The sequence below is a fragment of the Streptomyces sp. NPDC050485 genome (assembly GCF_044458185.1).
Taxonomy (GTDB): domain Bacteria; phylum Actinomycetota; class Actinomycetes; order Streptomycetales; family Streptomycetaceae; genus Streptomyces.
The window spans coordinates 140,361-164,400 of the sequence record NZ_JBITHR010000017.1 but is presented as its reverse complement, the minus strand read 5'-3'; the positions used below and the strand labels follow the sequence as shown (position 1 = coordinate 164,400).

The 24,040-nt window shown below is 69.0% G+C and carries 27 protein-coding genes; 23 read left to right on the top strand and 4 right to left on the bottom strand.

Going from position 1 to position 24,040, the window contains the following annotated elements:
* The first annotated feature begins 113 nt into the window (after positions 1–113).
* The 5 genes from ACIBK6_RS29905 to ACIBK6_RS29885 all read left to right on the top strand — a co-directional run bounded on the left by ACIBK6_RS29905 (position 114) and on the right by ACIBK6_RS29885 (position 5,100).
* Entirely contained in the window at positions 114–1,292 is a 1,179-nt protein-coding gene (locus ACIBK6_RS29905; protein WP_399054556.1) for a sugar kinase, read from the top strand.
* The gene (locus ACIBK6_RS29900; protein ID WP_399054538.1) at positions 1,289–2,062 is read left to right on the top strand and encodes an IclR family transcriptional regulator; all 774 of its coding nucleotides are present in this window, start codon (positions 1,289–1,291) and stop codon (positions 2,060–2,062) included. The genes ACIBK6_RS29905 and ACIBK6_RS29900 overlap by 4 nt, the downstream gene beginning before the upstream one ends.
* Positions 2,059–2,472 carry a RidA family protein gene (locus ACIBK6_RS29895; RefSeq protein ID WP_399054537.1) on the top strand — a complete coding sequence of 138 codons (414 nt, stop codon included), beginning with the start codon at positions 2,059–2,061 and terminating at the stop codon, positions 2,470–2,472. The genes ACIBK6_RS29900 and ACIBK6_RS29895 overlap by 4 nt, the downstream gene beginning before the upstream one ends.
* 123 nt (positions 2,473–2,595) lie before the next feature.
* Positions 2,596–4,077: a GntP family permease gene (locus ACIBK6_RS29890; protein WP_399054536.1), complete on the top strand. Its 1,482-nt coding sequence runs from the start codon at positions 2,596–2,598 to the stop codon at positions 4,075–4,077.
* A gap of 159 nt (positions 4,078–4,236) precedes the next feature.
* The gene (locus ACIBK6_RS29885; RefSeq protein ID WP_399054534.1) at positions 4,237–5,100 is read left to right on the top strand and encodes a serine protease; all 864 of its coding nucleotides are present in this window, start codon (positions 4,237–4,239) and stop codon (positions 5,098–5,100) included.
* Positions 5,101–5,166: 66 nt separating this feature from the next.
* On the opposite strand, the gene ACIBK6_RS29880 is transcribed toward ACIBK6_RS29885, so the two are convergent.
* Complete coding sequence (locus ACIBK6_RS29880) at positions 5,167–6,924, bottom strand: chitinase (protein WP_399054533.1); 1,758 nt, start codon at positions 6,922–6,924, stop codon at positions 5,167–5,169.
* 340 nt (positions 6,925–7,264) lie between these two features.
* Here ACIBK6_RS29880 and ACIBK6_RS29875 point away from each other — a divergent pair, with 340 nt between their 5' ends.
* The 17 genes from ACIBK6_RS29875 to ACIBK6_RS29795 all read left to right on the top strand — a co-directional run bounded on the left by ACIBK6_RS29875 (position 7,265) and on the right by ACIBK6_RS29795 (position 21,663).
* Complete coding sequence (locus ACIBK6_RS29875; RefSeq protein WP_399054532.1) at positions 7,265–8,188, top strand: hypothetical protein; 924 nt, start codon at positions 7,265–7,267, stop codon at positions 8,186–8,188.
* Between the two features lie 67 nt (positions 8,189–8,255).
* Positions 8,256–8,963: a Flp pilus assembly protein CpaB gene (gene cpaB / locus ACIBK6_RS29870; protein WP_399054531.1), complete on the top strand. Its 708-nt coding sequence runs from the start codon at positions 8,256–8,258 to the stop codon at positions 8,961–8,963.
* Between the two features lie 7 nt (positions 8,964–8,970).
* Complete coding sequence (locus tag ACIBK6_RS29865) at positions 8,971–10,209, top strand: CpaE family protein (RefSeq protein WP_399054530.1); 1,239 nt, start codon at positions 8,971–8,973, stop codon at positions 10,207–10,209.
* Entirely contained in the window at positions 10,209–10,616 is a 408-nt protein-coding gene (locus ACIBK6_RS29860) for a TadE/TadG family type IV pilus assembly protein (RefSeq protein ID WP_399054529.1), read from the top strand. The genes ACIBK6_RS29865 and ACIBK6_RS29860 overlap by 1 nt, the downstream gene beginning before the upstream one ends.
* 3 nt (positions 10,617–10,619) lie before the next feature.
* Entirely contained in the window at positions 10,620–11,006 is a 387-nt protein-coding gene (locus ACIBK6_RS29855) for a hypothetical protein (RefSeq protein ID WP_399054528.1), read from the top strand.
* Between the two features lie 23 nt (positions 11,007–11,029).
* Positions 11,030–12,367: a CpaF family protein gene (locus ACIBK6_RS29850; RefSeq protein ID WP_399054527.1), complete on the top strand. Its 1,338-nt coding sequence runs from the start codon at positions 11,030–11,032 to the stop codon at positions 12,365–12,367.
* A gap of 14 nt (positions 12,368–12,381) precedes the next feature.
* Positions 12,382–13,317 (top strand): type II secretion system F family protein, encoded by a 936-nt coding sequence (locus ACIBK6_RS29845; protein ID WP_399054526.1) that lies wholly within the window; start codon positions 12,382–12,384, stop codon positions 13,315–13,317.
* A gap of 35 nt (positions 13,318–13,352) precedes the next feature.
* Complete coding sequence (locus tag ACIBK6_RS29840) at positions 13,353–14,246, top strand: DUF5936 domain-containing protein (RefSeq protein ID WP_399054525.1); 894 nt, start codon at positions 13,353–13,355, stop codon at positions 14,244–14,246.
* On the top strand, positions 14,243–15,538 hold the full coding sequence (locus ACIBK6_RS29835) for a sensor histidine kinase (protein ID WP_399054524.1): 1,296 nt from the start codon (positions 14,243–14,245) through the stop codon (positions 15,536–15,538). Before ACIBK6_RS29840 ends, ACIBK6_RS29835 begins: the two co-directional genes overlap by 4 nt.
* Entirely contained in the window at positions 15,528–16,331 is an 804-nt protein-coding gene (locus tag ACIBK6_RS29830) for a response regulator (protein ID WP_399054523.1), read from the top strand. Before ACIBK6_RS29835 ends, ACIBK6_RS29830 begins: the two co-directional genes overlap by 11 nt.
* A gap of 110 nt (positions 16,332–16,441) precedes the next feature.
* Positions 16,442–16,702: a hypothetical protein gene (locus tag ACIBK6_RS29825; protein ID WP_399054521.1), complete on the top strand. Its 261-nt coding sequence runs from the start codon at positions 16,442–16,444 to the stop codon at positions 16,700–16,702.
* A complete protein-coding gene (locus tag ACIBK6_RS29820; RefSeq protein WP_399054555.1) occupies positions 16,699–17,295 on the top strand; it encodes a pilus assembly protein TadG-related protein in 597 nt (198 codons plus the stop codon). Before ACIBK6_RS29825 ends, ACIBK6_RS29820 begins: the two co-directional genes overlap by 4 nt.
* Before the next feature lie 69 nt (positions 17,296–17,364).
* Entirely contained in the window at positions 17,365–17,925 is a 561-nt protein-coding gene (locus ACIBK6_RS29815; RefSeq protein ID WP_399054520.1) for a hypothetical protein, read from the top strand.
* Positions 17,926–17,932: 7 nt separating this feature from the next.
* The gene (locus ACIBK6_RS29810; protein WP_399054519.1) at positions 17,933–18,571 is read left to right on the top strand and encodes an OmpA family protein; all 639 of its coding nucleotides are present in this window, start codon (positions 17,933–17,935) and stop codon (positions 18,569–18,571) included.
* Between the two features lie 357 nt (positions 18,572–18,928).
* Complete coding sequence (locus ACIBK6_RS29805) at positions 18,929–19,297, top strand: hypothetical protein (RefSeq protein ID WP_399054518.1); 369 nt, start codon at positions 18,929–18,931, stop codon at positions 19,295–19,297.
* Complete coding sequence (locus tag ACIBK6_RS29800) at positions 19,294–21,087, top strand: alpha/beta hydrolase (RefSeq protein ID WP_399054517.1); 1,794 nt, start codon at positions 19,294–19,296, stop codon at positions 21,085–21,087. The genes ACIBK6_RS29805 and ACIBK6_RS29800 overlap by 4 nt, the downstream gene beginning before the upstream one ends.
* Positions 21,088–21,663: a hypothetical protein gene (locus ACIBK6_RS29795; RefSeq protein ID WP_399054516.1), complete on the top strand. Its 576-nt coding sequence runs from the start codon at positions 21,088–21,090 to the stop codon at positions 21,661–21,663.
* 485 nt (positions 21,664–22,148) lie between these two features.
* Here ACIBK6_RS29795 and ACIBK6_RS29790 read toward each other — a convergent pair whose 3' ends face one another.
* Positions 22,149–22,340, bottom strand: coding sequence for a hypothetical protein (locus tag ACIBK6_RS29790; protein ID WP_399054515.1), 192 nt, complete (start codon positions 22,338–22,340; stop codon positions 22,149–22,151).
* Positions 22,341–22,562: 222 nt separating this feature from the next.
* Between ACIBK6_RS29790 and ACIBK6_RS29785 the strand changes: the two genes are divergently transcribed.
* Entirely contained in the window at positions 22,563–22,796 is a 234-nt protein-coding gene (locus ACIBK6_RS29785; protein WP_399054514.1) for a hypothetical protein, read from the top strand.
* A gap of 41 nt (positions 22,797–22,837) precedes the next feature.
* Here ACIBK6_RS29785 and ACIBK6_RS29780 read toward each other — a convergent pair whose 3' ends face one another.
* Together ACIBK6_RS29780 and ACIBK6_RS29775 are read right to left on the bottom strand one after the other, a co-directional pair.
* The gene (locus tag ACIBK6_RS29780; RefSeq protein WP_399054513.1) at positions 22,838–23,029 is read right to left on the bottom strand and encodes a hypothetical protein; all 192 of its coding nucleotides are present in this window, start codon (positions 23,027–23,029) and stop codon (positions 22,838–22,840) included.
* Between the two features lie 9 nt (positions 23,030–23,038).
* Complete coding sequence (locus ACIBK6_RS29775) at positions 23,039–23,890, bottom strand: helix-turn-helix domain-containing protein (RefSeq protein ID WP_399054512.1); 852 nt, start codon at positions 23,888–23,890, stop codon at positions 23,039–23,041.
* Between the last annotated feature and the right edge of the window lie 150 nt (positions 23,891–24,040).

The window sequence follows — 24,040 nt, the reverse complement described above, 5'->3', positions numbered from 1 at the left end:
GCCAACGCCGGGTCAATGACCAGTCCCGGCCGCCCACCAGCGAGGAGCCAGCAGTGACCACCGGAGCCCCAGCCGCCGACACCGGTGTCGATGTCGTCTGCCTCGGCGAGTCCATGGTCACCTTCCTGCCCACCCGGCCGGGCCGCCTCGCCGACGTCCCCGCCTTCGAGCGGACGATCGGCGGCGCCGAGTCCAATGTCGCCTGCGCGCTCGCGGCGGCCGGGCACCGGGCGAAGTGGGTCGGCCGGGTCGGCGCGGACGGCTTCGGCGACCATCTGGTCGAGGCGATCGGCTCGTACGGGGTCGATGTGAGCGCGGTGCGACGGGATCCGGCGCGGCCGACGGGGATCTACTTCCGTACCGCCGACGACCGGGCCGCCGGGGGCCACGAAGTCCTCTACTACCGGCGCGGATCGGCCGCCTCCGCCATGTCGCCGGCGACGGTGCCGTGCCGGGAGCTGTGGGATGGGCGGATCCTGCATCTGTCCGGGATCACGGCGGCGCTGTCCGACGACTGCCTCGCGTTGATGCGCGAACTGCTCGTGCGCCGGGCCGGGCCGCCGCTCGTCTCCTTCGACGTCAACTACCGGCCGGGGCTGTGGCGGGACGCGGCGGGGGCAGCGGTGCTGCTTGAGCTGGCCCGGGGGGCCGACGTTGTCTTCGTGGGGGAGGACGAGGCGGAGGAGGCGTGGGGGGTGCGGGGGGCCGCTGCCGTGCGGGCCGCGTTGCCTGAGCCGGAGGTGCTGGTGGTGAAGCGGGGTGCTGCGGGTGCGACTGTGTTCGCCCGGGAGGAATTCCCCACCCCGCCCCTTCCCGCTGCGACACCATGCGGCTCCGCCGCGGGCCTCCGGGGGTTGAGTGCCAGGTGCGGGCTGGTGGTCCTGGGGGCGCTGCCCCCAGCTCCCCGCTCCTCAAACTCCCCCAAGGACTGCGTCCAGGGGGGACCCCCAGGGGCTGGGTTTGTGCGGCCTGGCGGGGCTGGAAATCCAGCCTGCGACGACGCTCAATACTTCGTGCCCTCCCTCTCCGTCGACGTCGTCGCCCCCACCGGCGCCGGTGACGCCTTCGCCGCCGGGTTTCTGTCCGCCACCCTGCGGGGGTTGCCCGTGCGGGAGCGGATCCGGCACGGGCATCTCATGGCCGCCGCCGTGCTCACCGTGCCCGGTGACCTCGCCCCGCCCGCCTCGCGCGCGCACGCCGACCGGCTTGTCGGCCTCGACGACGCCGCCTGGGGGAGACTGCGTCTCGGCCCCGGCTGGACGGGGGACGACCAGGAGGTACGTACGTCATGAGCCAGACCGTCGACCGTGCGCTCAGCATCCTGCCGCTGCTCGCGCAGGGCCCCGCCGACCTCGGGCAGGTCGCCGACCGGCTCGGCGTGCACAAGTCCACCGCCCTGCGGCTCCTGCGCACCCTGCACGAGCACGGGCTCGTCTACCGCCAGGAGGACCAGCGCTACCGGCTCGGCGCCCGCCTCTTCGCCCTCGCGCAGGAGGCGGTCGAGAACCTGGACGTACGCGAGATCGCGCACCCCCACCTCATCGCGCTCAACGAGCGGATCGGGCACACCGTCCACCTCGCGGTGTACGAGGAGGGCGAGGTGCTCTACATCGACAAGGTGGAGAGCCGCTACCCGGTGCGGATGTACTCGCGGATCGGGAAGCCCGTCGCCATCACCGTCGCAGCGGTCGCGAAACTGCTCCTCGCCGACCTGCCCGAGGCCGAGCGCCGCGCCGTCGCGGAGAAGCTCGACTACCCCGCCTACACGTCCCGTTCGACACCCAACTCCGCCGCCTTCCTCAAGGAGCTGGCGGCGGTGCGTGAACAGGGCTGGGCCACCGACCTCGGTGGCCACGAGGAGTCCATCAACTGCGTCGCGGCCCCCGTCCGCGGGGCGGACGGCCGGGTCGTCGCCGCCATGTCGGTCTCCGCGCCGAACGTCGTCGTCACCGCCGAGGAACTCCTCGCTCTCCTCCCGCAGGTGCGCCGCACCGCGGAGGCCATCAGCCGCGAATACTCAGGAAGTCCCCTCAACACACCTATCCAGGAAGCAAGTTCATGACTGAGAAGATCGCCCTCACCCCGTCCACGCACACCACCCCGCCCGCCAAGTTCTCCCACGGGGTCAAGAAGGGGAACATCCTCCAGGTCGCCGGGCAGGTCGGCTTCCTTCCGGCGGTGGCGGGGCAGCCGCCCACCCCGGCCGGGCCCACCCTGCGCGAGCAGACCCTGCAGACCTTCGCCAACGTCAAGGCGATCCTGGAGGAGGGCGGCGCGAGCTGGGACGACGTGATGATGATGCGCGTCTACCTCACGGACGTGGACCACTTCGCGGAGATGAACCAGATCTACAACGCCTACTTCGAGGAGCAGGGCCTCAAGGCCCCGGCCGCCGCCCGCACCACCGTCTACGTCGGTCTCCCCAAGGGCCTCCTCATCGAGATCGACGCCCTCGCCGTACTGGACGCGTAACTCCTTGCTGCCCTTAGTCCCACCGCTCGACCCGCCGCACGGTGCGGCATCCCGGACCGCCGGGGTGCCGTGCCGCGGTCCCCCCTGCCCTGGAACCACCCTGTCCGACAACGGAGTCAGCCCATGTCGTTCCTCGTCACCGCGGCCGCCGCCCCACCACCCGGCCCCGCCCACACCGGCGGCATCCTCCCCCTCATCGGCGGCACCGCCGGTCTGCTGACCGTCGCCGTCCTCGGCATCGCCCTCCTCCTCTTCCTGATCATCAAGGTCCGGCTCCAGCCCTTCGTGGCCCTGCTCGCCGTATCCATAGCCGTCGGCCTCGGCGCGGGCCTTTCGGTCACCGAACTCTTCGGTACGGTGCAGAAGTCCGCCACCGTCTCCACCGTCGAGAGCGGCATGGGCGGCATCCTCGGACACGTCGCGATCATCATCGGGCTCGGCACCATGCTCGGCGCGATCCTCGAAGTCAGCGGCGGCGCCGAGGTGTTGAGCACCCGGCTGCTCCATCTGTTCGGCGAGCGGCGGGCGCCGCTGGCCATGGGCCTCACCGGCCTGATCTTCGGCATCCCGGTCTTCTTCGACGTCGGCATCTTCGTCCTCGCGCCCATCGTGTACGCCGCCGCCAAGAGGTCCCGCAAGTCGATCCTGCTGTACTGCATGCCGCTGCTCGCGGGCCTGTCGATGACCCACGCCTTCCTGCCGCCGCACCCGGGCCCGGTGGCCGCCGCCGGTCTCTTCCACGTCTCGCTGGGGTGGGTCATCCTGATGGGCGCCCTCGTCGGCATCCCGTCCGTCCTCGCAGCGTGGGCGTACGCCGCCTGGATCGGCAAGCGCATCTTCGTGCCGGTCCCGCAGGACATGGTGGAGGCCGCCGAGGAGGCGAAGGCCGCGGTCGCCGCCGAGCAGCGGGCCGCCGGGGTCGCCCCGCGCGAGACGCCGGTGCCGCTCGGCGCGGTGCTCGCCGTCATCGGTACGCCGCTGCTCCTGATCCTGGCCGCCACCTTCTCCTCGATCGCCCTTGCCCCCTGCACCCTCCGCTCGGTCCTGGAGTTCTTCGGCAACCCGTTCGTGGCCCTGACCATCGCGCTGTTCCTCGCGTACTACCTGCTCGGCATCCGGCGCGGCTGGTCCCGCAAGTCGCTGGAAACCGTGTCGACCGCCTCGCTGAAGCCGGTCGGCAACATCCTGCTCGTGGTCGGCGCGGGCGGGGTCTTCGGTGCGGTGCTCAAGGCGTCCGGCATCGCGGACGCGCTGGCCAAGACCTTCAACGACGTGGGCCTGCCGGTCATCCTGCTCGCCTGGCTGATCTCCGTCGTGCTCCGGATCGCCCAGGGCTCGGCGACGGTGGCGATCGTCACGACGGCCGGCATCGTGGTCCCGCTGGTGGAGGGCGGCGGCTACTCGCAGGCCCACCTCGCCCTGATCGTCACGGCGATCTCGGCGGGCTCGATCTTCGCCTCGCACGTGAACGACGGTGGTTTCTGGATGGTGGCCAAGTACTTCGGCATCAGCGAACGCGACACCCTGAAGTCCTGGACGGTCCTGGAATCGGTCCTGTCGGTCGCGGGCTTCGCGGTGACGGCGCTGCTCAGCCTGGTCATCTAGTAACCGGGCAAACCCTCAACCAGGCAACCGGGTAAACCCTCAACTCTCGGACCCAACTTCGCACGCCCACTTGCCCGTTGGGATCACGCCCTCAAGAATGACGATGCCCATGACAAGCCGAAAGATCTTCGGCACCGTCATTCAGAGGGGAACCCCCACATGAAGAAGCCTCTCGTCGGTGCGCTGCTCGGCCTGCTCCTCGTCGGAGCATCAGCAGCCCCGGCCCTGGCCGCGCAGCCCTCCGCCCCTGTCGCGAGAACCGCGCACACCGCGAAGCCCGCGCAAGCGAGCGCCGTCGACTTCGCCGGCACGGTCGCGCTCAGCAACTGCTCGGGCTCCGTGGTCCGCACGCCGAACTCGCAGCCGGACGACCCCGCGCTCGTCCTCTCCAACGGCCACTGCCTCGAAACCGGATTCCCCGCCGCCGGCGAGGTCATCACCGACCAGCCGTCGTCCCGCTCCTTCTCGCTGCTCGACAGCTCGGGATCCAAGGCCGCCACCCTGAGCGCCAGCAAGGTCTCGTACGCCACGATGACCGACACGGACATCTCGATCTACCAGCTCACCGAGACCTACGCCCAGACCCAGAGCCAGTACGGGATCAGCGCGCTCACCCTCAACGACCAGCACCCGGTGGCCGGTTCGGCGATCACGGTGGTCTCCGGGTACTGGAAGCGGACCTACAGCTGTAACGTGGACGGCTTCGTCTACCAGCTCAAGGAGGGCGACTGGACCTGGAAGGACTCGGTCCGCTACACCTCGTCCTGCAACACCATCGGCGGCACCTCGGGCTCCCCGGTGATCGACACGGCGACCGGCAAGGTCGTCGCCGTCAACAACACCGGCAACGAGAACGGCGAGCAGTGCACGGAGAACAACCCGTGCGAGGTCGACGAGAACGGCAACGTCACCATCCACCAGGGCATCAACTACGCCCAGGAGACGTACATCATCGTGCCCTGCATAGGCGCGGGCAGCACGATCGACCTGAGCCTGCCGGGCTGCACACTCCCCAAGCCGTAACGCCCGACCGTTGAGACAGCAGCGCCTCCGCTCCAGCGGAGGCGCTGCTGCCATGCCGGGCCGGTGTTACGGCAGGGCGTGGACGTGCGGGCCGACCGCGCCGGACCAGGCGTTGCCCGACGTGGCGTCCCAGTTGGTGGACCAGGTCATCGCGCCGCGCAGGCCCGGGTACGTCTTCGACGGCTTGAAGGAGCCGCAACTCGTGCCCTGGGTCAGGCAGTCCAGAGCCGCGTTCACGACCGACGGGGAGACGTAGCCGCTGCCCGCGCCGCTCGTGGAGGCCGGCAGTCCGAGGCCGACCTGCGAGGGGTCGAGGCCGTTCTGGAGCTGGATGCAGGCCAGCGCGGTCAGGAAGTCGACCGTGCCCTGGGAGTAGACGTTGCCGTCGCAGCCGTTCATCGAACCGCTGTTGTAGTACTGCATGTTGACGACGGTCAGGATGTCCTTGATGTTGAGCGCCGTCTTGAAGTACTCGTTCGACGGGGACTGCATGTCGATGGTCTGCGGGGCCATCGTGATGACCAGTTTGCTGCCCGCCTTCGCGGCGAGCGTCTTCAACGCCTGTGTCATGTAAGTGGAGTTGAGGCCGTTCTCCAGGTCGATGTCGACGCCGTCGAAGCCGTACGTCTGCATCAGCGAGTAGACGGAGTTCGCGAAGTTCGCCGCCGAGGTGGAGTCGCTGACGGAGATCGTGCCGTTCTGGCCGCCGATCGAGATGATCACCGACTTGCCCGCCGCGTGCTTGGCGGCGATGTCCGCCTTGAACTGGTCGACGGTGTAGCCGCCGAGACCGGCCGAGTCCAGAGTGAAGGACACCGCGCCCGGCGTGGTCGTGGCGTCGGCGAAGGCGACCGCGATGATGTCGTAGTCCGACGGCACATCGCTGATCTTCTGGACGGTCGCGCCGTTGTTGAAGTTCTGCCAGTAGCCGGTCACCGCGTGCTTGGGTACGTTCCCGCCGCCGCCCGGGCTTCCGGCCGCCGAGGTCGTGCCGGTCACCGCCGCCGACTTCGGGGACTCGCCCGCCGCGTTGGTCGCGGTCACCTGGAACTGGTACGAGGTCGACGCGCTCAGCCCGGTCACGGTCGCCGAACTGCCCGCCACGGACTGGACCCTGGTGCCGTTCTGGTAGACGTTGTAGCCGCTCGCGCCGGACACCGCGCCCCAGGACAGGTTCACCGAGGACGAGGTGGCCGAGCCGGCCGTGAGGCCGCCGGGGGCTGCCGGAATGGTCGGCGACGGGGTGCCGCCGCCCCCGCCGTCGGGGCCGTACACGGAGATGTCGTCGGCGTAGTAGGCGCTCTGGCCGTACCAGCCGTGCGTGTAGATCTGCACCGAGGTCGTCGAGGCCCCGGTGGTGAATGTCGTGGACAGCTGGCTGTAGCCGCTGCCGGTGCCCGGCGTCCAGGTGGAGACATCGGTGGTGCCGGTGCCGCTCGCACCGAGGTAGACGTAACTGCCCTGCACCCAGGCGCTCAGCGTGTACGTCGAGTTGGGCCGCACGGCGACGGTCTGCGAACACTGGGCGGTGTCGGAGCTTGACGGGGTGGCCTTGAGGGCGGCGGCTCCGCCGTGCACGGGCGATGCGACGGTCGTCCCGCTGCCGGCCGAGCAGATCCAGCCGGTCAGGCCCGACTCGAACCCGGCGTTCTGGGCGTTGTTGACGTCGGCCGCCTGAGCGGTGCCGGAGAGCCCGGCCAGGGAGAGGGCGCCGGCCGCGGCTACGGCCAGAGCGAGCCTTGCGTGTCTCGCGCGGTTCACGTGCTGCCTCCGGTGGGGGAGTTGGGAGGTGGGAGGGGGAGGGGCGCCTTGGTCGCACAACATGGTCCAGACCAATTGGGTTGTCAAGACCTCTGGCAGCGATCCGTACGCGTAGGGCCGCCGCCCGGACCCCGGGAGCCGAAGGATCAATTCCGGCCGGGAGGCGGGCCGGGACTGGCTGACTTTGAACGCAACTTCCGTCCCACCCGCATCAAAGTCGGCCGGGGGAGCACACAGGAAAGGGGAAGACGGTTCTCCGGCCGGTACGTCGTGGATAAAGTGCTGATGCAGGTGGGAATTGCAGGGATCAGTCGCGGTCGCGGGGGCTCGCACAGGCTCGCGCGTCCGAACGGAACGGGGGCCGCGCAGTGGCGACCGCGATCAGTGAACGGGGGCCCGCGACATGCCGACCGCGATAGCCGTGACCAGCCCCGATCTGGTGCTGCCGCCGACCGATCCGCAGACGCCGCTCGCGGCCCTGCTCCAGTCGCCCCGGGCTCAGCCCCTGGACGCGGCACTCATCGACATGCACCGCCTCCTGGAACAGCACGGTTACGTCATCGCGTGCTATCCGGCATCAATTCCCGCCGCTCACGAAAACCGGCTGCATACCGTTCGGTCGCTCCTGGAAACGGATCGGATCACCCTGATCAAATCCGAGCTTCCGCCGCTCGGACTCGCCATCCTCGTACGGCAGTTGAGGCAGCTGTCGGTCTGCGACTTCAGCCCCGGCGTGGTCGCGTCGGCGGCCCGGCTGCTCTCCCACTACATCCACGCCGGAGCCGTTCTCAACTCCGTGACCCGGCTCGACCGCATCCCGGTCGGCCTCACCGCGCACGCCAAGTCCTGGCTGCCGGGCAGCCAGTTCGCCGTCCTCGCCAACCCGTCCCCGCAGCTCGTCAAGATCGGCTCCGCGGAGCGTCTCACCGGGCCGGACTTCGCCTGCCACCTGCTGCTTGCCCCCGGCACCGCCAACCCCGGCTGGGTTACCGGCACCCTCGCCCCCGCCTGGCAGGTCACCGCCGTCCAGGAGGCGGCCCCGCCCGCCGACTCGGCGGCCTGGTGGGGCACCGGCAAGCTCACCGAGTTCGCCGCCTACCTGCCCGACATCTCCGTCCTCTACCAACTCGTCGCCTCCGTACGGCGCGAACAGTGCCGCTGGTGCGCCATGGAGCTCATCGGCGACCGCTGCGGATTCTGCGCCTCCGAGCAGCCCCCCGACGAGGAACAGAGCCCCACCGCCCTCAGCCCGGTCCCCGCCTCCGCCTACCGCGCCCGCCCCCTCACCCGGGCCGAACGCCGCCGCGCCATCGCCCCGGGCCCCTGACCCCAACGCGCTTCACACGCCCGCCACTTGCCCGCTCTGCCCCACGTCGAACGAGGTCGTACGGTCAATGAACTCCCGCCAGCGCCGCGGCATCATCCTTCTCCTCCTCTCGGTCCTGTGCGCCCTCGGCGCCTTCGCCGGGGTGCTCACGGTGATCAGCGACGTGAACTCCAAGGTGGGGCCGGAAGTGACGGCGTACAAACTCAAGTCGGACATCGCCGCCTACACCCCCTTGAAGGCGGACCTGTTCGTGAAGACCAGCATGCCCAAGCGCTGGCTGTCGCAGGGCGCGGTCACCGACATCTCCGACGTCAGCGGCAAAATGGCGGCGACGCGGCTCACGGCCGGATCGCTGCTCCAGGACGGCATGTTCACCGACCGGCCCGAACTCAAGCCGGGCGAGCAGGAGATCGCCATCATGATCGACGCGTCGACCGGGGTCGCCGGCAAGATCAACGGGAGCGACTCGGTCAACATCTTCGCCACCTTCGCCGCCACCAAACAGGGCGACACCCCCGTATCGAAGCTCATCGTCGCGAACGCCCGGGTCATCCAGGTCGGCGCCGTCCAGGCGCTCAACCCGGACGCGACCGCCAAGAACCAGGCCACCCAGGCCGTCCCGATCACCTTCGCGCTCAACACCCTCGACGCCCAACGGGTCGCCTACGCCGAGTCGTTCGCCACCCACGTCCGCCTCGCCCTCGTGGGCCGGGGCAACGGCGACACCACGATCCCGCCCGGTGACCGTACGTACCGGCTCGAAAAGGACCAGTGAGGCGCGGATGGCCACCAGAATCCTCGCGGCCGTCGCCGACGCCGACGCCGCCCGCTCCGTCACCACCCTGCTCAGCCAGCTCCCCGACGCCGAACCCGCCATGCCCGTCGGCGACTCCACCCACCTCCTCGACACCCTGGCCCGCCTCGCGGGGGAGTCCCTGGACGAACTCCCCGAGGTCGTCCTCGTCCACGAACGCATCGGCCCGGTCCCGGCCCTGGAACTGATCCGCGAGGTCGCCCTGCGCTTCCCCGCCGTCGGCGTCGTCCTGATCTCCTCCGACGCGGGACCGGCCGTGTTCTCCGCCGCCATGGACTCCGGCGCCCGCGGCCTGGTCGCGCTGCCCCTGTCCTACGAAGAGCTCGCGGTACGCGTCCAGGCGGCGGCCCAGTGGTCCGCGGGCGTACGCCGCCACCTGGGCGCGAGCCTCGACGTGTTCACCGGACCCGGCGGCACCGTCACCACCGTCACCGGCGCCAAGGGAGGCGTCGGTACCACGCTGGTCGCGGTCCAACTGGCGCTCGCCGCACGGGCGTCGGGCCGCACCGTCGCCCTCGTGGACATGGACCTCCAGGCGGGCGACGTCGCCTCCTACCTCGATGTCCAGTTCCGGCGTTCCGTCGCCGACCTCGCCGCGATCACCGACATCTCGCCCCGCGTCCTCGCCGACGCCGTCTTCAACCACGAGAGCGGACTCGCCCTGCTGCTCGCCCCCGGCGAGGGCGAACGCGGCGAGGAGGTCACCGACCGGGCCGCCCGCCAGATCATCGGCGCCCTGCGCACCCGCTACGAAGCCGTCGTCGTGGACTGCGGCAGCCAGCTGAACGCGGCCAACGCCGCCGCCGTCGAAATGGCCGATACGGCCCTGCTCGTCACCACCCCCGACGTGGTGTCGGTACGGGGCGCCAAGCGGACCGTACGGATGTGGGACCGGCTCCAGATCCGCAAGGCCGAGGAGACCACCAGCGTCGTCAACCGGCACACCCGCAACACCGAGATCCAGCCCCCGCTCGTCCAGAAGATCACCGGCACCCGGGTCGCGCAGACCGCCGTCCCCGCCCACTTCAAGGAACTCCAGTCCGTGGTTGACGCGGGCCGCCTGCACGACCTCGACGGCAAGAGCACCGTCCGACAGGCCCTGTGGGCACTCGCGGGCGAGCTCGGCCTGCTGAAGGCCCCGGAGGGCAGAGCGAAGGCGCGGGCCGCCCGCGGATCCGGGCTCGTGCTCAGGCGGAGGGGCGGCTGATGCGGATCCGGACTCGTGCTCAGGTTCAGGGGCGGCTGATGCGGATCCGGGCCGGCGAACGGGACCGGGGCCAGACCGCCATCGAGTTCATCGGCGTGGTCCCGCTGATCATTGTGCTGCTGATCGCGCTGTGGCAGTGCGCCCTGGTCGGCTACACGTTCGTCCTCGCGGGCAACGCGGCCGACGAAGGGGCGCGGGCGGGCGCGGCGGCGGAGGGCGACGCGGCGGTGGCGTGCGGTTCCGCCGCGCGCAAGGAGCTGCCCGCCGCGTGGGACGCGGCCATCGACTGCGTGCCGGACGGCGGCATGTACCGGGCCAAGGTCACCCTGCACATCCCCGTCCTGATCCCCGGTGTCCTCAACGGTTACCCCATCGACGGCACCGCCGCCCATGTGAAGGAGGGCTGAGCCATGCGCCTCCGTACGCGAATCCGTACCCGAAGAGACCGCGACCGGGGTCAAGTCGCCCTCGAATACATCGGGTTCGTCGCCATCCTGCTGCTCGTCGGCCTCGCCGCGATCCAACTCGGCGTCGCCGCGTACGCCGCGAACCAGGCGGGGACGGGGGCGCGGGCGGCGGCGCGGGCGGCGAGCCTGGACGACCCGGCGGGGGTGAGCCCGCAGGCCGCCGTGGCCGCGGCGGTCAGCGGGTGGCTGCATCCGAAGCCCGAGGGGTCGGTGGGCGCAGGACAGGCGACGTACACGGTGACCGTCGAGATCCCCAGTGTCATCCCCGGCATCTCCGACTTCGGCACCGCCACCCGCACCTCCACCATGCCCAAGCTGCACCAGGACTGACCCCACATGACTGGAGACGAGACATGAGCCTGCGGGCGCGCATCGCCGTCCCCGAGGAGACCGGCGCGGGTCGCGAGGACGGCCATCTGGTCGCCTCGTTCCGGGCCAAGCTCCTGGAGGAGATCGACCTCGCGGAGATGTCCTCGCTGGCCGCCGCCGAGCGCCGGGCCCGCCTTGAGCGGGTGCTCGGCCACATCATCAGCCGCGAGGGCCCGGTGCTCTCCACCACCGAGCGCGCCCAGCTCATCCGGCGCGTGGTGGACGAGGCGCTCGGCCTCGGCATCCTCGAACCGCTCCTCGAAGACGCCTCCATCACCGAGATCATGGTCAACGGCCCCGACCAGATATTCGTGGAGCGCGGCGGACGCGTGGAACAACTGCCGCTGCGGTTCGCCTCGCACGAGCAGCTGATGCAGACGATCGAGCGGATCGTGTCGACCGTCAACCGCCGCGTGGACGAGTCGAATCCGATGGTCGACGCCCGGCTGCCGTCCGGCGAACGCGTCAACGTGATCATCCCGCCGCTCTCGCTGACCGGCGCCACCCTCACCATCCGCCGCTTCCCGAGGTCCTTCACGCTCCAGGAGATGATCGCCTTCGGCTCCCTCGACGAGCACATGCTGCTGCTGCTCGCCGGGCTCGTCCAGGCCAGGTTCAACATCATCGTGTCGGGGGCCACCGGCACCGGGAAGACGACGCTGCTCAACGCGCTCTCCGGGCTTATCCCGCCGCACGAGCGCATCATCACCATCGAGGACTCCGCCGAGCTCCAGCTCCAGCAGGCCCATGTCATCCGCCTGGAGTCGCGGCCCCCGAACGTCGAGGGCAAGGGCCATGTCTCCATCCGCGACCTGGTACGCAACTCGCTGCGCATGCGCCCCGACCGGATCGTGGTCGGCGAGGTCCGCGGCGGCGAGTCGCTCGACATGCTCCAGGCGATGTCCACCGGCCACGACGGCTCGCTCGCCACCGTCCACGCCAACAGCGCCGAGGACGCCCTGATGCGGCTACAGACCCTGGCCTCCATGTCGGAGGTCGAGGTCCCCTTCGAGGCGCTGCACGACCAGATCAACTCCGCCGTCGACGTGATCGTCCAGCTCACCCGGCACGCCGACGGCGCCCGCAAGATCACCGAGATCGCGATCCTCGAATCGCACGGCCGCGACCCGTACCGCATCACCACCGTCTGCCGCTTCGACGCCCAGCCGATGGCGGCAGACGGCCGCATCCACGGCCGGTTCCAGTACTTCCCGCTGCCCCGCCGCGTCGCCGACCGCCTCTACCTCGCCAACCAGCCCGTCCCGCAGGCCTACGGCGTCGCCTCCCGCGCCGAACAGCTCGCCGTCCGGCACGCCAATTGACAGGGATCGCGCCGATGAACCTCTCCTTCCTCACGCTCGGCGTCACCCTGCTCGCCGGGGTCCTCGCCGTCCTGGGGCTGCGCTCCTACGCCGCGGGCCGGGCCCAGCGCGAGGCCCTGATCGACCGGCTCAGCAACCCGGGTGCCCCGGCCGCGACCGGCCGGCACCGCCCCTTCCAGGGCGTGGACCGCCGACTGCGCGGTACGAAGCTGGGCCGCCGCATCGAACTGAAGCTGGCCGCCACCGGCCTCGACCTGACCCCCGGCGAGTTCTTCGTCTACATGGTGGCCGGGGTGGCCGCGCTGTGGCTGATCGCCGCCTCCGTCCTCGCCGCGTTCTTCGGCCCCCTCGCGGGCCTCGCCGGACTGTGGAGCGCAAACTCGTTCCTCAACTGGCAGCGCCAGAAACGCATCGAGCGCTTCATCAACCAGCTTCCCGAGCTGTCCCGGATCCTCGCCAACGCCACCCAGGCCGGCCTCGCGCTGCGTACCGCGATCGCCATGGCGGCCGAGGAGATGGAGGCCCCGGCGGGCGAGGAACTGGGCCGGGTCACCGACCGGCTCGCCATGGGCGAGTCCCTGGACGACGCGCTCGGCGAACTCGCGGAGCGCCTCCCGTCGCGCGAACTGGTCGTCCTCGTCACGACGTTGGTGCTCTCCAACCGGGCGGGCGGCACCGTCGTCAGCTCGCTGCGCAACCTCACCACCACCCTGGAGGAGCGCAAGGAGACCCGGCGCGAGGTACGCACCACCCTCGCCCAGGTCACGGTCACCGCGTACGCCGTACCCGGCTTCGGCATAGCGGCGCTCCTCATGCTGAACGCGGTGATGCCGGGCGCCCTCGACCGCATGACGGGCGCCTTCCTCGGCCAGGCGGCCGTCATCGTCTCGATCGCCCTGTACGCACTCGGATTCTTCGTGGTCCGCCGACTTTCCCGCATCGACGTATGAGCCCGACCGAGCAACGAGAGGGGAGTGAGTGAGGGATGGGACTGCTCTTCGCGGCCCTGATGGGCCTGAGCGTGTACGGGATGTTCCTGGGCATCCGCATGTACCGGGCCGAGGTGAAGCTCCCGAGCGACCTCGCCATAGCGCTGGAGGTCGGCGCGACACGCACCACCGCCGTCGGCTCGGCCGTCGACCGCCTCGGCATGCGCTGGGCGCCCGCGGTGCTGCGGATGATGGGGCCCGACCGGGTCGCCAGGAAGCGCCGCCAGATCGACCTGGCGGGCAACCCGGGCGGCCTCACCGTCGACCGCTACGCGGCCCGCCGCGCGGTGTACGGCATCCTCGGCGCGGCGGCCGCGTTCATCATGCTGCTCGAAGGTCACTGGATCATCGCCCTGTTCATGGTGGGCTTCGCGCTGTTCTGGGTCGAGGTCGGCATCTGGTCGGCCGTCCGGGTCCGCCGCGACCACATCGAACGCACCCTGCCCGACTTCCTCGACGTGCTCGCCGTCGTCGTCAGCGCCGGACTCGGCTTCCGCCAGGCGCTCGACCGGGTCGCCGACAAGTACGAGGGCCCCTGGGCCGACGAACTGCGCATCACCCTGCGCCAGATGGACATGGGCGTCAGCCGCCGCCAGGCCTTCGAGGAACTGCGCAAGCGCAACGACTCCGAGCAGGTCGCCATGTTCGTCACCGCGCTCCAGCAGGGCGAGGAACTGGGCGCGCCGATCGTGGACACCCTGATCGCGATCGCCGCCGACATGCGCCGCACCGACGCGCAGAACGCCCGCCGCAAGGCGGCCCGCGCGGTCCCCAAAGCCACCTTCGCGGTGACGACCTTCCTCCTCCCCGGCACCTTGATCCTCCTCAGCGTGGGCTTCGTCTACGGAGCCAACCTGGACTTCGGAGGCTTCCTGGGAGGCCCGAAATGACCCTCCAACTAACCATGGGAGTACGGGGGTTGGGCGTGACCAGTCGCCGAAGGGTGACGGAGTCGGTGCCGCCCCCCACCCTCACCCTCCAGATCAACGCACTCCAGGCGATGTGCCGCCAGGTGTTCGGCTTCCGCCTCGCGATGATCGTGATCGGTGCGCCGTTCGCGCTCGCGGGCGCCGCCAAGGGCGCGCCCGGCCTGCTGATAGGCGCCGCCGTCCTGGTCACGTTCATGGGCTCGTACGTCCTGTTCCGCGACTGGGAGCGCTTCGGCCCGCTCCTGCTGCGGCACCCCTGGCTGCTCGCCGTGGACGCGCTGTTCGGCGCGCTCCTGCTGGTCACGGCGACCCCCGAGTCCCCCCTCGGTTACGTCACGATCTGCACGCCGCTGCTGGCGGGCCTGGTCTACGGCTGGCGCGGCGCGGGCGTCTTCGCGGGCCTCCAGGTGGCGATCCTGACCCTGGTGTACGCGACGAGCCGGCCGCACACCTCGGACCCCTCGGCGCTCCTGCTGCCCGGGTTCTGCGTGATCGCGGGCGCGGTCGGGGTGACGATCCGCAATCTGCTGTTCCGCTTCGGCGCCGCGAGCCAGGCCCTCACCGAGACCCGGGCCCGGCTCGCCGTGCACGACGCGGTCGAGGAGGAGCGGGCCCGGCTCGCCCGCGACATGCACGACTCGGTGGCGAAGACCCTGCACGGCCTGGCCCTCGCCGCCGACGGCCTCGCCGCGTCGGCCGACCGCATGGACCCGGCCGCGGTCAGACACCGGGCCGAACTGGTGGCCCGGTCCGCCCGCCGGGCCGCGGCGGAATCCCGCGAACTCCTCGCCGACCTGAGGCAGGGGCCGGGCGAGGTGGATGTGTTAGGCGAACTGGCGGCAGAAGTACGGGACTTCACACATCGAACCGGGGTACGCACGGTGTGGTCCCCCCTCGCGGGCGAGGCGGCACCCCCCGTCCCGGCGCGGGTGGCCCGCCACCTCCTCACCATCGCGAGCGAGGCGATGGACAACGCGCACCGGCATGCCGGCCCGGCCCGGATCGAGGTGACGGCGGGCGTCGAGGGTGCCATGCTCCGCCTCAGCGTCCACGACAACGGCCGCGGCCTCCCACCCGGCACCACCCTCGACGACCTGAAACGTACGGGCCACTTCGGCCTGGTGGGCATGGTCGAACGGGCCGCCGCGATCGGAGCCCGCATCAGGGTGGGCCGGGGCACGGCAGCGAAGGGTACGGAGGTCCGGGTGGAAATCCCGCTGAGCGCGCTGAGGGGGGCGAGCGATGGGGGATGAGGTCTCGTACGGTTCGGGGCAGGGGTGGACGCACGAGGACGCCGCTGCCGGGCCGCACGGCCGGACAGGGTCCCTGCGGATCGTGATCGCGGACGACAACCCAGTCGTACGCGCCGGTCTGGCCGCGCTGCTGCACGGCCACCACGCCATCGAGGTGGCCGCGGAAGCCGCCGACGGCCGCGAGGCGTACGAGGCCGCGGTGCGGCACCGCCCGGACGTGATCCTGCTCGACGTACGCATGCCGGGCGTCGACGGCATAGCGGCGCTTCCGCACCTCGTACGCCTCGCCCCGGTGATGATGCTGACGTACAGCCGCGAGAGCGAGATCGTGCGCGAAGCCCTGCGGCTCGGGGCCGGGGGCTACCTGGTCCACGGTGAGTTCACCGCCGACGAACTGATCGCGGCGGTACGGGGGATGAAGGAGGGCCGGGCCGTGTTCACGGCCACGGCGGCGAACACCCTCCTCGCCCACGTACGCGAGCAACCGGACCGTCCGACTGCTACTTCCCTCACTTCTGCGGAATCCCTTTCGCAACTGCAACCGGTTGTGGCACAGTCGTCAACTGCGCAGTGGTCCGTCTCGATGCGCAACAGGGAAGTTTTCAGGCTGAGTTCGCGGGAGGCCGAGGTGATGGAGTTGATCGCGGCGGGCATGAGCAATCAGCAGATCGCGGCCACCTGCTTCATCAGCGAGAAGACGGTCAAGAACCACATCAACCGGATCTTCGCCAAGCTGCACAGCACGACCCGCAGCGAGGCGATCGCGCGCTGGCTGGGGGCGGGCCATGCGTAACCCCCCTCTTTGGGCCCGGAATTGGGCCCCTGGACCCTCGGTCGCGCCGAGCACCCCGGCTTACGTTCCGGGTGACGCACGCAGCGCCGCAATCGGAGGAGAGCCGCGAAATGCCGCAGGACACTCTGCTGAAAACCGCCGTCGCAGCTCAGCTCCGCGCAAGTGGCTGGCGGGACACGGCGGTTGCCCGGATCCGACGCCGCTACGAGGGCCGGGACGGGGCCCGGGACCGGGGGCAGACGTCGTTCGAGTATCTGGGGATCATTTTGGTGGTGGTGGCGATCATCGCTGGGATCATGGCCACGGGGATTGGCAACAAGATCACCGATCGGATCAAGGACCAGATCGACAAAGTCAAGGCCGGCGGCTGATCTCAGGCCTCCGCCAAGACCGAGGGCAGGCCTTCCCCATCTACGTCGTGATGGTGGCGGGCCTGCTCTTTCTTGCGTTCGCCTTCTTTGCGGTCGGCCAGGCAGCGGCCACGCGCAACGGAGCCCAGGGGGCGGCCGATTCGGCGGCGCTCGCGGCCGCGCAGCGCGCTCGCGAAGAGCTGGGCCCGAAGCTCCTCGCTGCGCTCACGGCGCCCGGCGGCCTGGACGGCATCTTCAAGGACGGGACCTTTGCCGCCGCCGCTCACGACGAAGCTGTGAGTTTCGCCGCGAAGAACCACTCCGACCTTTCGGGGTGGGATCCTCATCCCGGTCGCGTCGGACAGTTCAAGTTCACCGTGACGGTCCGGACCCAGTACACCGTGGGCAAGTCGGTGATCCCGGGCACGGAACAGGACCACGCAACGGCCGGCGCCACGGCGGTGATCGAGCTTCGATGCGGTCTGCCACCTGGCACCGTCAGTGGCAACGATCCGAAGCCGCCGCCTGTCACGATCACGTGTGACGGTCAGGACATGCCCGTTGATCCGTTGCCGAAGCTGGAGAAGATCTTCACCGTGAAACTGGTCGACTGACGGCGACCGACGAGCAGAGGAATGGCACCGATGAGTGTTCGGCATACGTTGAGGCCCCGGAGGGGGGCTGTGGCGGCGGCAATGGCGGTCGCCTTGGCATTCACCGTCGCCGGATGCGGCGGAAGCGGTAAGGACAACAAGGCAAGCGCCAGCAACTCCGGTCGTTCACAGTCGAGTTCGGCCGGTGCAGGCCAGCAGTCGGACGGCTCCTCGCCGAAGCAGGATCCCGCAGTCAAGCTCGCGGAAGCCACTGGCGAGGGCGGCGTCGTGCTTACTGTCAACAGTGTGACCCGTGACTCTGGTGGATTCCTCACCGTCTCAGGCCAGTTCAAGAATTCCGGCAGTGAGAACTTCAACCATACGAGCGCCTGGGCCGGGAACGAACGGGACGTACTGGCCAGCGGCGACTCCGTGGCCGGGGCCACGCTCGTGGACAAGGTGGGGAAGAGGCGGTACTACGTGCTCCGCGACACGGGCGGCAAATGCCTTTGCACAATGGGGATTTCCAGCGTGGACGCGAGCCAGACCGTCGCCTTCTTCGCCCAGTTCCCCGCCCCTCCGAACGGCACCAAGCAGGTCGACTTCCAGCTTCCGACCTTCCCCACCATGACCGTCCCCGTCTCCGGGTGATCACGCGATGACGATGACGATCACGATGACCAGAACCCGGCACACTGCCGTAGCGGTTGCCGCAGCCCTTGTCCTGGCCGCCGGCGGCACCACCGCGTACGCCGACGGGACGCCGAGCAGCCCCCCACTGCCCGGCACCGAGGCGACGACCGATCCCTCCATGAAGGTCGACAGCACCTCGCCCAACCTCAAGCTCCCCGAAGGCGGCACACTCGCCGCTCCCAAGGTGCTGGACATCAAGTCGATCGTCGAGGACCAGGGCGGCGAGGAGCGGCGTTCCGACACGAACTCCTCGGTGACGTTCGCCCTCCAGGCGGAGGTCCTGTTCGCGATGGACAGCGCGGAACTCTCGCCCGCCGCCAACGACCGCATCCAGGGCATCGCCGCCGAGGTCAAGAAGCAGAAGGCGACCAGCGTCCGCGTCTTCGGATTCACCGACAACCTCGGTACGCACGAACACGGCGTCGTGCTCTCCAAACAGCGCGCCGACGCCGTACAGAAAGCCCTGTCGCTGTCCCTCGGCCCCGATGTCACCTTCGAGATCCGGGGTTACGCCGAGGACTACCCCATCTCCGACAATTCCACGGAGGACGGCCGCAAGAAGAACCGCCGAGTGGAGGTCAGCTTCACCCGGAGCAGCGGCTAGTCGATCGGCGGCACCTTGCTGATGGATGTCCGGCTACCGGTGTCTACTCGGCTCCCTTGAGTGGCCCCACGAACAGGCGAGCGAGGGAGTTGAGGTGCAGGCGATGGCTTCGCGCCGATCTCCGATCCCGCGAGCGATGTGAGTACACGTAGTACGGAACTACAGGCGGCTTGAGCGATCGAGCAGACATCACGCGCCGCACCGGTCCCATAGCGTTTGTCCCGGCAACCTCATTGAGTACAGCGGAAGCCAGACGAGGTCATCCCGGGTTACCTGGGTCATGGGGAGGGGCCGCGCGTGGCGTGGGACGAGTGGGAGCAGCTGAAGGCCCGAGCGGCCGATCGGCACAGTACGCACATGCAGATCAATCAGCTCCAGGCCGACGGCGCCGGAAGCGGCGGGCCCGACCTCCAGATCAGTGACGCTCCCTGGACCAGCGCCGCCAAAGTGGCCAAAGAACTCCGCACGTCCACGCATGACGGCTTGACGGAACTCAAGGGATCCGGCGGCGGCATCGGCGGCGGTACGGAGGGCTTCGACTGCACGGCCGCGTTGAAGGAGTTACAACCGACCTGGGAAGCTCGCCTTGAGTCCGTGCGCGACGAGTGCGACCGGCTGAACGGCGCTCTGGGGAAGGCAGGCAAGAGCTTCGGCGAGGTCGACCACGGCGTCAAGGACAAGGTTGGCTCGGTGCACACCCCGGCCAAGCCCGGCTGGGCCAGGTGATCCGGATTCCCACCTGGCAGCAACTACGCGATCTGAAGATCACTGAGTACGAGGACGCCGCGGACGGCTGGGGAAAAGTCAGCCATCGTGCCGACGCCGCGCGGATCAGGGTCGACCAGGAGATGTCGATCCCTGTGCGCGGCACCCAGAAGGGCGAGACGCCTGACGCGGCCGTAGGCCAGCTCAACCGGCTCAGCGACAACTACCAGTATCTGCAGAGCGAGTGCGGCCTCATCCGCACCTCGCTCAACGCGCTGGCAGTGGAACTCGCGGCGCCGCAACGCAAGTTGAAGCAGGCGCTGGAGGATGCCCATTCGCTCGGCTTCACGGTGAAGGCGGACGGCTCGGTGACCTACCCCAACTCCGCGCCCCTCTCGCTCGGCACCGGCAAGGCCACGCCGGGTGCCCCCTTTCCGCTCCTGCCCGGCAAGGGCGAAGGACAGGGCAACGCCAACAAGGACAAGGCCGAGGACCTGGCCGAGCGCATCTCCACCGCTGTCAGCGAGGCAACCAGCATCGACAGCCGTTACGCGGGGGTGTTACGCAAGCTCAAGGCCTCTGCCGGGCTGGCCATCACCAAGGAGATGCTCGCCGACGCCGGCAAAGACCTGGAGGCCGTACAGAAGGCGGCCGGAGCGGTGGTCCACAAGGACGACATTCCTCAGGGCAAGACGCCCGCGGAGAACAAGGCCTGGTGGGACAGCCTGACCTCGGAGCAGCGTGATGAGTACGCCACGCTGTATCCAGCCGAGACAGGTGCTCTCGACGGCCTGCCCGCCGTAGCACGTGACACCTCCAACCGCATGGTGCTGGCCGAAGCGCACGCTCAGGCCCAGGCCGATCTGGCCGAGCTCGGCCCAGAGCCGCAGAAATACACGCAGACCATGTCCGGACCGGTGATCAACCCTCTGTGGACGGCCTGGGACAACAAGGCCGGTCCACTGAAAGGGCAGATCAAGGGCATGGATGCCATCCAGGCCCGTATCGACGCAAGCGGCATGCCGGGTGAAAAAGGCAAGTCGGGCCTGCCGCAGGCGTATCTGCTGGGCTTCGACACCAAGGGCATCGGCCATGCCGTCATCGCCAACGGCAACCCGGAGACGGCCGACCATACGGCGGTCTACGTCCCGGGGACGACCTCGAACCTCGAAGGGATCGGCGGCAACATCAATCGGGCGACCCACTTGTGGCAGCAGGCCCAGGCTCAGGCCCCCGGGGAGACGACGTCCACCATCACCTGGCTCGGGTACGACGCTCCGCAAGGGCTCGTCACCGATGCGACCTTTGATGACTACGCATACGACGGGGCTCCGAAGCTCAACAACTTCCTGGACGGCCTCCAGGTCACTCAGGGTGGGGCAAACGGCAGTCACACAACCGTCATCGGCCATAGTTACGGATCGACCGTGATCGGCGCCGCCGCGATGGAACACGATCTGGCCGCGGACGACGTGGTGACGGTCGGTAGCCCAGGAGTCCTCGTCGGCTCGGCTGACGATCTCGACGTGGGCAGGGATCACGTATGGTCCGAAGCCGGGAGTACAGATCCGGTTCCCGCATTGGGCAGGGACTTCCTCGCGGGGCGCCACTGGGGCGTCAACCGATGGAACGGAATCCCGTACGACGCCGGGTACATCACGTCGATCCCCTCTGACGAATCGTTCGGAGCGCATCGCATGGACGTGGACACGGGCGGACACAGCGACTACTGGAACCAGGACTCGCAGTCACTGAAGAACCAGGCATGGGTCGTGGTGGGCCGCTACAACCGCGTAGAGGAAGCCGACTAGATGCTGAGCCGCACCGGCCCGAATCGCCGAAGGCGCGCAACGAACGCCGTAGCGCTCTCCGTTGGTGCCCTACTGGTCACGACAGGATGCGGTAACAACGTGGACAGCCACTCCGACCACACTCCACAGACCCTGGCCGTGGGGAAGGCCCGAGAGAAGACCAGCAGCGTATCCAGCCAGATCCTCGAATTGATCGGAATCAAGGAGGGCAAGGTCACCAAACCCGGCCCAAGTATCTCTCCCTGTGACGAGGACCCGAGCCATCTGTACCGCGCCAACCACCCGTGGTCCATCTACGACGTCTCCTCGGAGGACGTACTGAAGGACGGGTTTCATCGACTTCGTGAAAACCTCCCCAAGCGCGGCTGGAAGATCGTCGGGTACGGCCCGAACAAGAGCAAGGCCAAGACCCTTGAGCTCACCGCCGATTCGGCGAAGGATCACTACTCGATCAATGCTGAACTGGTGGTGTCCAGCCCGACCGCCGGTAAGGAATCCAAGCCGCTCATCCTGGTGACCGTGACGTCGGGCTGCTTCCGCGCCCCCGACGGAACCAAGCTGGATCAAGAATTCTAGGCGACGCGAAGTCGGCAACTGCCGCACCCACAGACCCCGCCGCAGTACGGGACCACTGATCGCGCCCACACCTCGCGAGGCATCCTCGACGTTCGAAAGCCCGGCGCCGCCGACTGAGACCCGTAGTCCGCTCTCTGTGATCGCGGATCAAGTCTTAGGCGGCTTCGATTGCGACGAGGTCCGGGCCGTAGCCGCGCTCAGCGGATGGGAAGCGGAACAGGAACGGTGAGGTCTCCGCGATATGCCCCTGTGGAGCGTATCCCTCAAGCTGCGACCGGAGCAGCCGCATAGGGCGAGGGTAGCGAAGTGGCTTGGAACACGGCGATACGACGATCTTCCCCCGGATGAGCTCGGCCTTGTAGCCGTCTGGGGTGTTCAGTTCCTCGAAGGGGACGGTCAACGCGATCCTCCATGCGACTACGGGGCGTGGTCGTGCATCAACCGTAGGCCGGGCGGTGTCCCGGGCCCAGAGTGAACCTTCCTGCTCAGAGCAGGTGGTCCGCCTTGCCGGCCTTGATGTCGCGGATGAGGTTCCGCAGGGCGTCGCGGCTGTCGGTGAGGTACCGGTCCTCTTGCCCGGCGATAGCGATGTAGCCGTTGCCGTCACTGTCGACCCCGAGGCGGAAGCAGTTGTTGCCCTCGCCGCAGTACGGCTCTTCCCACTCGATGTGGGTCATCTCGTCTCCTCCTGAAGCTGGCTTGCGACGCGCTGGATGAAGTCGACGGATTCCGTCGCGGGCAGTGCTGCCGCAAAGGCGTCGCTGATGACGCGCGCGGCAGGGGCGGTGCGCGGTCCCTTCAGCTCACGGTCCGATTCGATGCCTGACTATGCTGGCCGCTGCGCGGTGTGTGTGCGGGACGGTTGCGCCACTCCGGTTGTTCTTGGGAGAGGTGAGGGTGTGGCCAAGCCTGTACGTGCGGCTATCGGGAATGTGTGGGTCAAGTGCATATTCTGCCAGGGGGATCAGTTCCGGGAGCGTGAGGTGAAACTCAACAGCTCAGGCATGGAGTTCGTGGGCTTCGGCTGGGCGAATGAGTCTGCGAGCGGGCTGATCTGCTGGAACTGCGGCTATGTGCACCTGTTCGTGAACAAAGATCTCAAACTGTACAAATTGAAGAAAGATGAGGGGTGACGTAGGCCCCTTCGAGGGTGGTCGGCGGGCGCAGATCCAGCTCAGAGCAGGTGGTCCGCCTTTCCGGCCTTGATGTCGCGGATGAGGTTCCGCAGGGCCTCGCGGCTGTCGGTGAGGTAGCGGTCCTCCTGCCCGGCGACAGCGATGTAACCGTTGCCGCCACTGTCGACCCCGAGGCGGAAGCAGTTTGCTCCCTCGCCGCAGAGGGGCTCTTCCCAGTGGATCTCGGGCATGTCCTGCTCCTAGAGTCGGTGGGCCAGGTGGCTCATGAAGGCGCGTGAGTCGTCGGGGGTGAGCGCTCGCGACTCCAACTCATCAAGCTGGGCTCGGTATTTGGCGAGCTGGGTCTCGTCGTCGTGGAACTCCGCTCCGTGGGTGGTGTCGAGTTCGATCGTGTCGAGCTGCGGTACGGCGGTCGTCGCGTAGATGACGGACTGGCCGGAGCCGGGAAAGCCTCCGGCCTTGAACGGGATGACTCGTACGGAGACGTGCGGGCGTTTGGTCAACTCGACGATGTGCCGGAGCTGGGCCCGGGTGGTTTCGGTGCCTCCGAACTCCATTCGCAGGGCGGCCTCGTGGATGATCGCCTCGACTCTCGGCGGATCCGGCCTCTCCAGAACCTGCTTGCGATCCATGCGGTGGGCCAGGCGGGCCGCCAGATCGGCCCGGGTGAGCCGGGGGACGACCTGCGCGAAGACGGCGCGGGCGTGGTCGGCAGTCTGGAGCAGGCCTGGGAGGTGGATGGTGACCGCGATGCGCAGGCGCCGGGAGTGCCACTCCATCTCGGCGATGTCCAGCGAAGTCGCCGGGAGCCGGTCGCGGTAGGCCTCCCACCACCCCTTCTCGCGCTCGGCCGGGATGGCGGCGAGTGCATCGACGTACGCCTCGTCGGTGCAGCCGTAGTTGGCGGCCAGGGTGCGCACGCGGGCGGCGCTGATGCCGGACCGGCCTGACTCCATGTTCGGCACATTGGTGCGTGGGACGCCGAGCAGCGCTGCCGCGACCTCCGTGCCCATGCCCGCCGCGAGGCGCATCTTCCGCAACTCCGCACCGAGACGCCGCTGGCGCTCCGTCGGCGTGCTCCTGGGTGGCATGCATCCTCCACTGGGCCTGCTGGTCCCGCCCAGTCTGCCTCCCGCACACCAGGCGGTCCACCGGCACTTTCCGCAAGGGGGTAGTACACGTACTCCGCGATGTTCTACAGTGAGTAACGCACCGACTACGCAAGCGAGTTGGAAGTGCAT